This is a genomic window from Achromobacter sp. FW305-C-28 (assembly GCF_058783235.1).
On record NZ_JBYSYL010000003.1, the window covers coordinates 515,587 to 527,681 of the forward strand.

Sequence of the window (12,095 nt, forward strand, 5' to 3'; positions counted from 1 at the left end):
TGCCTCGCTCAGACTGCGCCGTCAGGCAGGTAGCCCGCGCGCGGGGTGTCCATCGGGCCGCCGAACCACTTTTGCTGCAAGGTCAGCAATTGGCCATTGGCGCGCAGTTCGTCCAGCGTGTCGTTGACGAACTGGCGGATTTCCAGGTCTTTCGGGTTGGCCACCCACGCCAGCAGCTTGGCGTCGCCGATTTCTCCGGCAATACGGAAGGCATTCGGCTGCTTGCGCATCTGCACCGCGGCGATGTTGGACGGCATCAGCGCCACGTCCACCGTCTTGTTGGCCAGGGCGTTGGACACATCCGGGTAGGCCTGGAACAGCTTGGTGTCGGCATAGCCCTTGCCGGCCTGGGCCTTCAGCCGCTTCTCGAATTCCTCGGCCACCGGCTGCGACGACGACCCCATCTGGGTGCCGATGATCTTGCCGGCCAGGTCCATGCTCTGCTTGATGGTCGCGTCGTCCACCCGCACCAGCAGCACGGACTTGACCACGCCCACGGGCTGGGTGAAGGCAAAGCGCCGGGCACGCTCGGGCGTGATGCCGACGCTGGTGGCCACCAGGTCGAATTTGCGCGACATCAGCCCCGGCAGCAGGCCCTGGAAGGGCAGGTTCATCTGTTCCAGCTGCACGCCCAGCTTGGCTGCCATCAATTGCAGCAGGTCATGGCCGTAGCCGACCACCTGGCCGTTCTCGACGAATTCAAACGGTTCGTAGGCGGCTTCCGTGCCCACCGTGAGCTTGCCGCGTTTCTTGATGTCGGCCAGCGAGCCGCCTTCGGCGAAGGCCAGGCCCGGCAGCGCCAGCGCCGCCCCGGCGGCGAGCGTAGTGGCGACAAAGCGCCTTCTGGACAGGTTGCGCATGATTTTTCCCTTGTATGTCGTGATCGTTGGCCGCGCGGGGCCGGTAGCCGCCGCGGGAGCGGGCGCCGGGGTCTGTGCCCCGTGCTGCCACTGCTGGACCCACTGTATTGCGCGGACACGGTCGTGAAAAATGATTTTTTTAGTGGTATGGTTTCAAAAATCGATACCTTTCAAAAAGAAACGACTTTGTCCCGTCCCGAGTTCACCGAGCGCGACCTGCGTTCATTGCGGGTGTTCTGCGCCGTGGCGCAGGCCAACGGCTTTGCGGCGGCGGAAAAGCAGCTGCACATGTCCAAGGCGTCCATCAGCCGGCACGTGCGCGAGGTCGAGGAAACCCTGGGCGTGCGGCTGTGCGACCGCGGGCCGTCCGGCTTTGAACTGACCCAGGCCGGCAAGGTCGCGCTGGACCTGGCACGCGAGGCGCTCAAGGCGCTGGAACGCATCCGTCCCGAAATCGACGCGGTGCGCGGGGTGCTGTCCGGCACCTTGTCCATCGGCATGGTCGAGCACGTCATCACCGACGCCGATTGCCATATCCCGACCGCGCTGGCGGCCATGCTGGAAGAGGCGCCCGACGTCAAGGTCGAGATCACCGTGATGACCTTCAACGATCTGGACCAGGCGCTGCGTGAACGCCGGGTGCAGATCGCCATTCGCGGCATGTACCGGCGCGAGAACGCCTTCAATTACCAACGCCTGTACGTCGAGCGGCACCGCATGTTCGTCGCGCGGCGCAGCGCCCGCCAGGCCCGCACGCTGCCGCTGGTGTATCGCTCGCACCCGTTCGTGCACGATGCGCTGGGCGAATATGGGTTTACCCGCGGGCCAGAGGCCTCGGGCCTGGAAGCCATTGCCATGCTGGTGTCCTCGGGCCACTACGTGGGCCTACTGCCGCAGCACTACGCGGATTCGATATCGCGCCGCTTTGCCCTGACGCGGGTGCCAGGCGGGCCGGTGTACGAAAACACCATCAGCGCCATCACCGAAGCATCGCGGCCGGCCTCGCGGGCCGTAGAACTGTTTCTGCGCCTGCTCGAGCGCTTTCATCCCGCGCCGTAGCGGGGCGCGTGGCCCCCTGGCTGGCGTCGTTCGCCGGGAAGGCTAAAATACCGGCTCGCGGCTTCTGTCGATCCGGACGGCGAGCCTCCCGGCATTCTTCATCCCTGCGCCTCGCGCGCCCATAAATATGAAAAAACTGACTGCTGTTCTTCTCGTGTCCGCAACCACGATGCTGACCGCCTGCGGCCCGTCCGACAACGCGCCCGCCGCCGCCGGCGCGCAAGCCCCGGCCGCCGCCCGCAAGGTCGTGGTCGGCCTGGACGACAACTTTCCGCCCATGGGTTTCCGCGACGCCAGCAACCAGATCGTCGGCTTTGACATCGACATGGCCAAAGAAGCCAGCAAGCGCTTGGGGCTGGAAGTCGAATTCAAGCCCATCGACTGGAGCGCCAAGGAAGCCGAACTGAACGGCAAGCGCGTCGACGTGCTCTGGAACGGCCTGACCATCACCGAAGAACGCAAGAAGAACATCAGTTTCACCGCGCCGTACATGGCCAACCACCAGATCATCATCGTCGGCAATGCCTCGCCCGTGAAGGTCAAGGCCGACCTGGCCGGCAAGGTCGTCGGCGCGCAGGATGGCAGCAGCGCCACCGACGCCATCGCCAAGGACCCGGTCGCCGGCAGCATCAAGGAAGTCAAGAAGTTCGGCGACAACGTCACGGCCCTGATGGACCTGGCCGCCGGCCGCCTGGATGCCATCGTGGTCGACGAAGTGGTGGGCCGCTACCTGATCAGCAAGCGTGCAGGCGAATACCGTGTGCTGGACGAGAACTTCGGCACCGAAGACTACGGCGTCGGCGTGCGCAAGGACGACACCGACCTGCTGGCCAAGCTGGACAAGACGCTGGATTCGATGAAGCAGGACGGCACCGCCGGCCGCATCGCCACCCAGTGGTTCGGCGCCAACATCATCAAGTAATCCCCCTTGAAACGCCCGGGCCGCGCCGCGGTCCGGGCGTTTTGCAGTTCTACGGCGCGAACCTTCCCGCATGGACTATGTAATTTCCCTTCTGGGCCCCCTGGCGCAAGGCGCCAAGGTGACCTTGACGCTGTTCTTCATCACGCTGGCGCTGGCGGTTCCGCTGGGCCTGGTGCTGGCGCTGCTGCGCATCTCGAAATGGACGCTGGTCAGCCGGCTGGTCAATGGCTACATCTGGCTCATGCGCGGCACGCCGCTGATGCTGCAAATGCTGTTCATCTATTTCGCCTTGCCGTTCGTGCCGGTGGTGGGCGTGCGCCTGCCCGATTTCCCGGCGGCCGTCGTGGCGTTTGCGCTGAACTACGCCGCGTACTTCGCCGAGATCTTCCGCGCCGGCATCCAGTCGGTGGACCGAGGTCAGTACGAAGGCAGCAAGGTGCTGGGCATGACCTATCTGCAGACGCTGCGCCGCATCGTGCTGCCGCAGATGGTGCAGCGGGTGTTGCCGCCCATGAGCAACGAAACCATCACCCTGGTCAAGGACACGTCCCTGATCTACGTGCTGGCGCTCAACGACATCCTGCGCACCGCTCGCGGCATCGTGCAGCGCGACTTCACGACCACGCCATTCCTGGTGGCGGCCGCCTTCTATCTCATCATGACGCTGGTGTTGACGTGGTTCTTCCAGCATATGGAAAAGCGCTATGCCAAATACGACCAGTAATCCGTCCACGGGCGAGCGCCGCGCCATGATCTCGGCCCGCGGCATCGTCAAGTCGTTCGGCGCCAATCGCGTGCTGGACCAGGTGTCGCTGGAATTGGGCAAGGGCGAAGTGGTGGCCGTGATCGGGCCGTCGGGCTCGGGCAAGAGCACCTTCCTGCGCTGCCTGAACCACCTGGAAACCATTGACGAAGGCGCCATCGACGTCGAAGGCGAGGCCCTGGCCAGCGCCGTGCCCGGCGGGCGCAGCCAGTACGCCAGCGACGCCGACGTGCGTCGCATCTGCCGCAAGATGGGCATGGTGTTCCAGTCGTTCAACCTGTTCCCGCACATGACGGTGCTGCAGAACATCATCGAGGCGCCCATGATCGTCAAGGGCATGCCGCGCGCGGCGATCGTGCCCAAGGCCGAGGAACTGCTGCGCAAGGTCGGCCTCTCGAACAAGCGCGACAACTATCCCACGCGCCTGTCCGGCGGCCAGAAGCAGCGCGTGGCGATTGCCCGCGCGCTGGCGATGGAGCCGGACATCATGCTGTTCGACGAACCGACGTCGGCGTTGGACCCCGAGCTGACCGGCGAAGTGCTGCGCACCATGCGCCAGCTGGCCGACGAACACATGACCATGCTGGTCGTGACGCACGAAATGGGGTTCGCCCGCGAAGTCGCGCATCGCGTGATCTTCATGGACGAAGGCCGCATCGTCGAAGAAGCGCCGTCGGCGGAATTCTTCCGCGCGCCGCAGCATCCGCGCAGCCGGGAATTCCTGGCGCACATGCTGTAAGGCGATGGGGTGGTCAGTCCCGGCCGCCGCGCCGGGGCACGATCATCGGGCTGCCGGTTTCCGGATCGGGCAGCACCCGGCAATCCAGGTCAAACACCTGTTGCATCGCGGCTTCGGTCACCACCTGCCGCACCTCGCCCTGCGCGGCGATGCGGCCAGACCGCATCATGACCACGCGATCGGCATAGCGGAACGCCAGGTTCAGGTCGTGCAGCACCACCACCAGCGTGCGGCCCGCCTGGTGCAGGCGCGCACACAATTCCAGCAGGTCGATCTGGTGGCGGATATCCAGGAACGTGGTGGGTTCGTCCAGCAGCATGATGCCCGCATCCTGCGCCAGCACCAGCGCGAGCCAGGCGCGTTGACGCTGGCCGCCCGACAGGGTGTGCACGGGATGGTCGGCCAGGTCCGTCAGGTCCGTATCGGCCAGCGCCGCGTCGACGGCCTGGGCATCGGCGGGCGACCACTGCCGCAGCAAGGTCTGGTGCGGATAGCGGCCGCGCGCCACCAGGTCGCGCACGCTGATCATTTCGGGAGCCACCGGATTCTGCGGCAGATAGGCCAGGCGCCGGGCTACCGCCTTGCGGCGCAGCGTGGCCATGTTCGCGCCGTCCAGCCACGCCTGGCCCCGAGTGGGCGCCAGCGCGCCGCCCAGCACCCGCAACAAGGTGGACTTGCCGCAGCCATTGGGCCCCACCACCGCCGTGAACGCGCCGGGTTCGACGGCCAGCGACAGGCCCTGCAGTACGGCGGTATCGCCATACGCCAGATCCACATTCTGCAGTTGCAGCGCGGATGCGCCGGGGAAAGTGTCTTTCACGTCGAAGCCTTGCGCCATTCAAGCACCAGCAGGAAAGCCAGATAAACGCCGCCGATGCCGGCGGTCAGGACGCCCACGGGCAGGCCGTTGGGGCCGGCGGCGCGGGTCAGGAGATCGGCCGCGGCCAGTAGCACCGCGCCGGTCAGGGCGGCCAGCAGCGGTTGCGGGCCGCTGGCGCGTACGCAGCGGCGCGCGATCTGCGGCGCGGCCAGGGCGATGAACGCGATGGGGCCGGCCACCGTCACGGCGGCCGCGGCGGCCAGTACGGCCACCAGCGTCGCGGCCAGGCGGCTGCGCGCCGGCGATGCGCCCAGCGCCTGCGCCAGGTCATCGCCCATTTCCAGCAGGCGCAGCCGGGCGCACAGGGCCAGGCCCAGCGGCAGCAACACGGCGCAGGCCACGCTGATCAGCGCCACGTCGTGCCAGGTCTTGCCCGCCAGGTTGCCGTTTAACCAGGTGGCCGCCATATAGGCCTGTTCGCGCCGCAGGTTGGACAGCCCGTATTGCACGAACGCAAAGGCGATCGCGCCCACCGCGATGCCGGCGATGACCATGCGCTGCGGCGCGGCAAAGCCTGCGCCCGACCCGAACCAGACGCCGGCGGTGGCCAGCAGCGCGCCGGTCGCGGCGCCCCAGGCCACCGGCATCAGGCCGGGCCACACCATGGCCACGGCCACCGCGCCCGCGGAGGCGCCGGCGGTCAGGCCGATGACGTCGGGGCTGCCCAGCGGATTGCGGGTGAGGCTTTGGAACAGCGCGCCCGACAGGCCCAGCGCGGCCCCGGCGCCCAACGCCGACAAGGCGCGCGGCAATCGCACGGTATGCACCAGCCATTGCTCGACCGCGCTGCCGCCGCCCAGCAGCGCCTGCCATAGCGTGGCCCAAGGCAGGCCGGGGTCGCCCGTGCGCAGGGTGGCGGCGAGCAAGGCGGCTGCCATGACCAACAGGCTTGCGCCATAGACCAGCGCGCGCGGTGCCAGCGGCCAGGCCAGCCAGGACCCGGCGCGCAGCATGGGCGCAGGCGGACGAACCGGGGCCGGGGGATGCCGTGTCATGCCAGGCTCCGGCCACGGCTGCGCAGCGCGGCCAGCAGGAAGGGCGCGCCGATGAAGGCCACGACCACGCCCGTCAACAGTTCCGCCGGGGCGCGCAGCAGCCGCGCCAGGATGTCCGCCACCAGCATCAGCAGCGGCCCCAGCACCACGCAATAGGCCAGCAGCCAGCGCAGGTCCGGGCCGGCGTAGCGGCGTGCAATGTGCGGCACGGCCAGGCCAACGAAGGCAATCGGGCCAGCGGCGGCCGTGGCCGCAGCGGCCAGGATGGCCACGCACAGCAGTCCCAACAAGCGATACAGGCCGGCGCGCAAGCCCAACGCCTGCGCCAGCGCCTGGCCCAGGGCCAGCAGATTGAGCGGCCGGGCCAAGGCGGCGGCCAGCAGCAGACCGGCGCCGATATAGGGCGCGGCGCGCAGTGCGGCGTCCAGGCTTTGGCCGGCCAGCGACCCCACTGCCCAGAAGCGGTAGGCATCGAAGATATCGCTGCGCAGCAGCGCCACGGCCTGCACATAGGCGAACAGCACGGCATTCACGGCAGCGCCGGCCAGGATCAGCCGCACCGGTTGCAGGCCGCGCCCGCCGGCACCGATCAGGTACACCGCGCCCGCGGCGGCCAGCGCGCCGGGCAGGGCGGCCCAGAAAGGGTGGGCGGGCAGGCCGCCCGCCATCAAGGCCACTGTCACGATCGAGGCCGCCGCGCCCGCGTTGACCCCCAGCAGGCCCGGCTCGGCCAGCGGGTTGCGGGTCAGCGCCTGGATCAGCGCGCCGGCCACGGCCAGCGCCGCGCCGGTCAGCAAGGCCAGCAGGGTGCGGGGAATACGCGAGGCCACCACCAGCGCGGCATAGCTGTCGTCGGGCCGCGCCAGGGCCTGCCACACGGCGCCGGCCGACAGCCCGCGCGAGCCCAGCCACAGGCTGGCCAGCGCCGCCGCGGCCAGCCCGATACAGGCGGCCAGCAGCACCGGCGCGCGCAGGCGCGACGCCGGCCCTGGCGATGCCGGTGGGGCGGGCCGTGGCGCCGCCGATGCCGGCAGGTGCGGGCCGCGCGTCATTGGCCGGTCCGGTCGGCCTGCGCCCGCTGCGCCGCCTGTGCCAACTGCGGCGCCAGCCGGTCCAGCATCCAGGCCACCGCCAGCGGCGTGCCGGACGACGACGCCATCACCAGTGCCGGATCGCTCAACGCCACATAGGCGCCGCGGCGCACGGCGGGAATCGAGGCGTATAACGGCAGGGCGGCGGTGCGGTCGCGTTCTTCAGGCGTGTAGAACCACGACACCAGGATGTCGGCGTCGCCCAGTGCGTCGGCATGCTCGAACCCCAGGTAATGCGCAAAGTGGCCCGCGCTGGCGCGCAGGCCGCGCACCGACGGCGCCAGCGTCAGCCCCATCGCGCTGAGCGTGTCCACGCGCGGGTCGCCGGCCACGTAGGCGGCGAAATTACCCGAGCCCAGGTCGGCGCGGACGTAGGCAAAGGTCTTGCCCGCCAGCTCGGGATACTGGCGGGCCGCCTGCGCCAGGGCGTCGTGGATGCGGGCCTTGAGGGCATCGGCTTCGGTGCGTTTGCCCAGCGCCGTGGCGATCAGGTCGATCTGCGTGTCCACCGGCGTCAGGAAAGGCTGGTCGGGGTAGGCCACCACCGGCACCAGCCGCGACAACTGCGCATAGGCCTCGCGGCTCACGCCCGAAAACGGTGCCAGCACCACGTCGGGCCGCAGGGCGATGATCTTTTCGATATCCAGCTCGGGATAGACCGTGATGCGCTCGGGCAGTGGTTGCCCCCGGGCCTGGATGGCCGCGCGCACCCAGGGCCAGTAATGGTCGGCGTCGCCGCCCCAGTCGGCCCGGCTGGTGCCGACCGGCACCACGCCCAGCGCCAGCGCCAGGTCGTCGGCGCCCAACCCCAGCGTCACCACGCGCTGCGGCGGCGCGGCAATCACGGCCTGGCCCAGGGCGCTGTCGATCGTGACCGGAAAGCCGGTTGTGCGGGCCTCGGACGAAACCGATCCCGCGTTCGGCGCGGGCGGCGCCCGATCGCACCCCGCAAGCCCCAGCACCAACGCCGCGGCAAGAGCCGCGGCGCTCCGGCGCCATGGCGCCGTATTCACCAGATTCAAACGCATCGTGCCGCTTTGCTCCTTGGCGTGGTCTCGCATCAATACTGCGCGCGCACCGTCAGCATGACGTTGCGGGGCGCCCCGTACCACCCCTGGCTGAAAAAGCCGATCTGGTCGTAGTACTTCTTGTCGAAGACGTTGTTCAGGTTCAGCGTGGCCGACACCTGCTTGGAAAAATCGAAGCGTGTCATCAGGTTGACCAGCGCGTAGCTGCCTTGTTCGACGTCCACATTGCCGCGCGGGCTGGCCGCGGACTGGAACATGCGGCTTTGCCAGTCGATGCCGCCGCCCACCGTCAGGCGGTGCAGGTCGCCCGGCAACCGGTAGGTGGTGTACAGCTTGAACAGGCTGCGCGGATGGCTGGTGTTGATCGGCTTGCCGTCGGCGTCCTTGGCGGTGAAGTGGGTGTAGCTGGCGCCGATGTTCCAGCCGGCCGCGAGCTGGCCGTTGGTTTCCAGCTCGAAGCCTTCGACCTTGGCCCCGCTGACCGCGCGGTACGCCTGCGTGCCCGGCATGCCGATCACCGATTCGCCGGCAATGGCCTGGGCCAGGTTGTTCTGGCGGGTCTGGTACAGCGATACCGCGGCGTTCAAGAGGCCGTCCAGGTAGGCGGCCTTCAGGCCGACTTCATAGCTCTTGCCGTCGATGGGCGGCAGGATCGAACCGCTGGGCGTGCGCGCGTTCTGCGGCTGGAAGATCTCGGTATAGCTGGCGTAGGCCGTGTAGGTGCTGTTGATGTCGTAGATCAGGCCGGCGTAGGGCGTGAACTGGTCGTTGATCTTGTATTCGCGCTTGCTGCCGAAGTAGGTCTGGTTGGTTTCCCAGTTGCTCCAGCGCCCGCCCACGATCAGGTGCAGCGGATCGGCCAGCGAGAAACGGCCCACCGCGTAGGCGCCGGTCTGCTTGACCCGCATGTCGTCGGCCGCCGTCTTGGTGCTGGACCAGGTCGGCTCGGCGATATGGTCCTGGCGCCAGTCGAAGTAGCTGCCGATGGCCGGCTTGGCGCCGGTCATCAGGTACTGGCCGATGTTGCTGTGGTCGTTCACGCTCATCCAGCCCAGCGCCAGCTCGTGCTTGCGGCCCAGCAGCTGGAACGGGCCCGACACCGTCAGGTGGATGTCGTCGCGCGAGCGGTCGCCATCGTAGTTGTTGAACGAACTGGTCATGCCGGCGCCGGTCACGCGGTTGGGGTAGCCGCCGCGGTACAGCTGCTTCATGCGGTATTCGCCATCGTTGTGGCTGTAGGCGGCGCGCACCTTCCAGTCGTTGGCGAAGCGGTGCGTCAGGTCCACGAACGTGGTGGTGGTTTCGGTATCGATGCGGGCCCACGGCGTGTTGTTGGACGCCGAGCGGTTGAAATCGGTGCGTGAGCCGTCGCTGTAGAACAGCGGAAAGCCGCTGCCGAAGCCGTTGCTCAGGTTGCGCTGGTATTCCACGCCGGCCGTCAGCACGGTGTCGGGCGTCAGGTCGGCGCTGACCACGCCGTAGAACGTGCGCTTGCGCGTATCCAGGAAGCTCACGTAGCTGTCGCCCTGGCTGTAGGCGGCCACGAAGCGCGAACGGATGCGGCCGTTTTCGGTAATGGGCAGCGACAGGTCCAGGTCGCCGCGGATGTTGTCCCAGCTGCCCGCGCTGGCGCTGCCTGACAGCGCGAATTCGTGCAGCGGCTTCTTGCGGATGAAGTTCACCGCGGCCGACGGGTTGCCCGAGCCGGTCATCAGGCCGGTGGCGCCGCGCACGATCTCGACCCGGTCGTAGATGGCCGCGTCCATGTCGGTCGCGCCGTAGTTCCACTGGCTCAGGATGGGCGTGTTCAGGCCGTCGAACTGGAAATTGTCGATCGAGAAGCCGCGTGACGAGAACGACAGCCGGTTGCTGTCGCTGCGCGTGACCGAGATGCCGGGCGCGCTGGCCAGGATCGAGCCGGTATCCTGCAAGCCCTGATCTTCGATCTGCTGGCGCGTCACCACGCTGACCGATTGCGGGGTTTCGCGGGGCGACAGGGTCAGGCCGGTGGCCGTGTTCATCGCGTCGGTATTGTAGGCATGCGTGCCTTCGGTGGTGCCGGGAATGCCGGCGCCGCTGACGGTCACGGCGGGCAGCTGGGCCACGCCGGACGACGATTCGGAAGACGACGAGGCCGGTGCGGCCGCGCTTTGGGCGCTGGCTTGTTGATGGGTCAGGGCGGAGCAGAACAAAGCCGTCTGGATCGCGTAGACAAGAGGACGCACCCGGCGCGAACGGGCGGCGGGCGAGGGCAGAACGGACGGCATGAGGGCGAGCTCCAGCGGAAATGTTTGGTAATGAGAATTATTGATTTTTACCGCTCCGCTTTTGTATGCCGGACGATGCGATGCATATGGCAAACGCCGCCGGCCTATCCCGCCTGCGCTTTGGTCAGCGCCATGTCGCATCGATGCAGCCAGGCCCAGCCCGCCGCGCTGGCCGCCACGCAGGCCAGCATCGCCACCGCCAGCCGCAACGGCTGCCCATAGACCAGCGGCACGCACCAGCCGCTGACCACGGAAAAGGTCAGCATCTGCAAAAAGCCCAGCACCGACGCCGCCGTGCCGGACAGGTCGGGCACCCGCGCCAGGATGCGCAGGGTCATTGCCGGCACCGACATGGCCAGCCCGCAGGTGAATATGCCCGGCAGCAGCACGGCCCAGGGCAGGCGCGGCGTGTCCACGGCGGCCACGTACAGCACGTTGGCCAGGCAGCTGCCGCTCATCAGCAGGTAGGCCAGCAGCATGATGCGCGAATCGGGCCACTTGCCGGCCTTGCGTGCCGCGAACAGGGCGCCGGCCATGGCGCCCACCACCAGGGGCACGAACAGGTAGGCGAAATCCGTTTCCGGCAGCCCCAGCACGTTGGCGATGAAGTCGGGCGCCGCGCCAATCAGAAAGCCCTGGGCCGCGAACAACAGGCTGAAGGCCAGGCCCAGCGACATATAGCGCCGCTCGCCCAGCACCCGGGCGTAGTTGGCGCCCAGCGTGCGCCAGGCCAGCGGCTGGCGCTGCGCGGGCGGCAGCGTTTCGGGCAGGCGCCGCGCGCACAGCAGCCAGGCCGCGCCCGCCAGCGCCGTCAGCAGCAGGAAGATCGACCGCCAGCCCTGGTGCGCCGCCAGGTAGCCGCCGATGATGGGCGCCAGCGCGGGCGACAGGTTGAACACCAGGATCAGGTAGGACATCGCCCGGCGCGCCGGCACCCCGTCGTAACAGTCGCGGATGATGGCCTGGCCCACCACGATGCCCGCGCCGGCCGACAGCCCCTGCACGGCGCGCCCGGCCAGCAGCCAGCCGAAACTGGGTGCCAGCGCCGCCATCAGCGCACCGCAGATGTACACCCCCAGCGCCGTCATCACGATGCGCCGCCGGCCCAGGGAATCGGACAGCGTGCCGTGCAGCAGCAGCATGGACGCATAGCCGGCCATGTAGACCCCCAGCGTCAGCTGCACGGTTTCCTGGGACACGGAGAATTCCCGGCCCAGCGCCCCGAAGGCGGGCAGGTAGGCGTCGATGGTGGCGGGCGCGACGCAGGCCAACAGGCCCAGCATCAGCACCATGACGGGAAAAGACGGCGGGGATTCGGGGCGCGGCACGACGGCATCCATGGCGGGGGCCTCCCGGAATGGGAAGCGCTGCCGCATGGTCGCCTGCCTGGCGTCTGGCGATGAATGGGGAACGCTGCAAGAGCAATGGGCAGCGCCGTAAGGCGCCACCGGGCCGGGTGACCTGTCTGCCGCCAGACCCGAGGACCGACCC

At 68.4% G+C, this 12,095-nt stretch carries 11 protein-coding genes; 4 read left to right on the forward strand and 7 right to left on the reverse strand.

Going from position 1 to position 12,095, the window contains the following annotated elements; all coding sequences use genetic code 11:
• Window positions 1-8 precede the first annotated feature (8 nt).
• Window positions 9-860: a transporter substrate-binding domain-containing protein gene (locus tag AC3WMR_RS11200; protein ID WP_492263145.1), complete on the reverse strand. Its 852-nt coding sequence runs from the start codon at window positions 858-860 to the stop codon at window positions 9-11.
• Between the two features lie 147 nt (window positions 861-1,007).
• Here AC3WMR_RS11200 and AC3WMR_RS11205 point away from each other — a divergent pair, with 147 nt between their 5' ends.
• The 4 genes from AC3WMR_RS11205 to AC3WMR_RS11220 all read left to right on the forward strand — a co-directional run bounded on the left by AC3WMR_RS11205 (window position 1,008) and on the right by AC3WMR_RS11220 (window position 4,343).
• On the forward strand, window positions 1,008-1,919 hold the full coding sequence (locus AC3WMR_RS11205; RefSeq protein WP_492263146.1) for a LysR family transcriptional regulator: 912 nt from the start codon (window positions 1,008-1,010) through the stop codon (window positions 1,917-1,919).
• A 127-nt stretch (window positions 1,920-2,046) separates the two neighbouring features.
• Entirely contained in the window at window positions 2,047-2,841 is a 795-nt protein-coding gene (locus tag AC3WMR_RS11210) for an amino acid ABC transporter substrate-binding protein (RefSeq protein ID WP_492263147.1), read from the forward strand.
• 70 nt (window positions 2,842-2,911) lie between these two features.
• Window positions 2,912-3,565, forward strand: coding sequence for an amino acid ABC transporter permease (locus AC3WMR_RS11215; protein WP_025136523.1), 654 nt, complete (start codon window positions 2,912-2,914; stop codon window positions 3,563-3,565).
• A gap of 25 nt (window positions 3,566-3,590) precedes the next feature.
• Window positions 3,591-4,343: an amino acid ABC transporter ATP-binding protein gene (locus tag AC3WMR_RS11220; protein ID WP_025136524.1), complete on the forward strand. Its 753-nt coding sequence runs from the start codon at window positions 3,591-3,593 to the stop codon at window positions 4,341-4,343.
• 13 nt (window positions 4,344-4,356) lie between these two features.
• On the opposite strand, the gene AC3WMR_RS11225 is transcribed toward AC3WMR_RS11220, so the two are convergent.
• From AC3WMR_RS11225 to AC3WMR_RS11250, 6 genes are all read right to left on the reverse strand, one after another.
• Complete coding sequence (locus tag AC3WMR_RS11225; RefSeq protein ID WP_492263148.1) at window positions 4,357-5,163, reverse strand: ABC transporter ATP-binding protein; 807 nt, start codon at window positions 5,161-5,163, stop codon at window positions 4,357-4,359.
• Window positions 5,160-6,218, reverse strand: a complete 1,059-nt coding sequence (locus AC3WMR_RS11230) for a FecCD family ABC transporter permease (RefSeq protein WP_492263149.1) — start codon at window positions 6,216-6,218, stop codon at window positions 5,160-5,162. Before AC3WMR_RS11230 ends, AC3WMR_RS11225 begins: the two co-directional genes overlap by 4 nt.
• Window positions 6,215-7,270: a FecCD family ABC transporter permease gene (locus tag AC3WMR_RS11235; protein ID WP_492263150.1), complete on the reverse strand. Its 1,056-nt coding sequence runs from the start codon at window positions 7,268-7,270 to the stop codon at window positions 6,215-6,217. The genes AC3WMR_RS11230 and AC3WMR_RS11235 overlap by 4 nt, the downstream gene beginning before the upstream one ends.
• Window positions 7,267-8,337, reverse strand: coding sequence for an iron-siderophore ABC transporter substrate-binding protein (locus AC3WMR_RS11240; RefSeq protein ID WP_492263151.1), 1,071 nt, complete (start codon window positions 8,335-8,337; stop codon window positions 7,267-7,269). The genes AC3WMR_RS11235 and AC3WMR_RS11240 overlap by 4 nt, the downstream gene beginning before the upstream one ends.
• 32 nt (window positions 8,338-8,369) lie before the next feature.
• Window positions 8,370-10,592 carry a TonB-dependent alcaligin siderophore receptor FauA gene (fauA, locus tag AC3WMR_RS11245; RefSeq protein WP_492263312.1) on the reverse strand — a complete coding sequence of 741 codons (2,223 nt, stop codon included), beginning with the start codon at window positions 10,590-10,592 and terminating at the stop codon, window positions 8,370-8,372.
• Between the two features lie 116 nt (window positions 10,593-10,708).
• Window positions 10,709-11,932, reverse strand: a complete 1,224-nt coding sequence (locus AC3WMR_RS11250; RefSeq protein WP_492263313.1) for a multidrug effflux MFS transporter — start codon at window positions 11,930-11,932, stop codon at window positions 10,709-10,711.
• Window positions 11,933-12,095 lie beyond the last annotated feature (163 nt).

What these genes read in the sequence shown, in the direction of transcription:
- AC3WMR_RS11240 (WP_492263151.1), bottom strand. Translation starts at nt 8,337, where the DNA reads ATGCGTTTGAATCTGGTGAATACGGCGCCATGGCGCCGGAGCGCCGCG.
- AC3WMR_RS11210 (WP_492263147.1), top strand. Translation starts at nt 2,047, where the DNA reads ATGAAAAAACTGACTGCTGTTCTTCTCGTGTCCGCAACCACGATGCTG.
- AC3WMR_RS11235 (WP_492263150.1), bottom strand. Translation starts at nt 7,270, where the DNA reads ATGACGCGCGGCCCGCACCTGCCGGCATCGGCGGCGCCACGGCCCGCC.
- AC3WMR_RS11215 (WP_025136523.1), top strand. Translation starts at nt 2,912, where the DNA reads ATGGACTATGTAATTTCCCTTCTGGGCCCCCTGGCGCAAGGCGCCAAG.
- AC3WMR_RS11200 (WP_492263145.1), bottom strand. Translation starts at nt 860, where the DNA reads ATGCGCAACCTGTCCAGAAGGCGCTTTGTCGCCACTACGCTCGCCGCC.
- AC3WMR_RS11205 (WP_492263146.1), top strand. Translation starts at nt 1,008, where the DNA reads ATGGTTTCAAAAATCGATACCTTTCAAAAAGAAACGACTTTGTCCCGT.
- AC3WMR_RS11220 (WP_025136524.1), top strand. Translation starts at nt 3,591, where the DNA reads ATGATCTCGGCCCGCGGCATCGTCAAGTCGTTCGGCGCCAATCGCGTG.
- AC3WMR_RS11230 (WP_492263149.1), bottom strand. Translation starts at nt 6,218, where the DNA reads ATGACACGGCATCCCCCGGCCCCGGTTCGTCCGCCTGCGCCCATGCTG.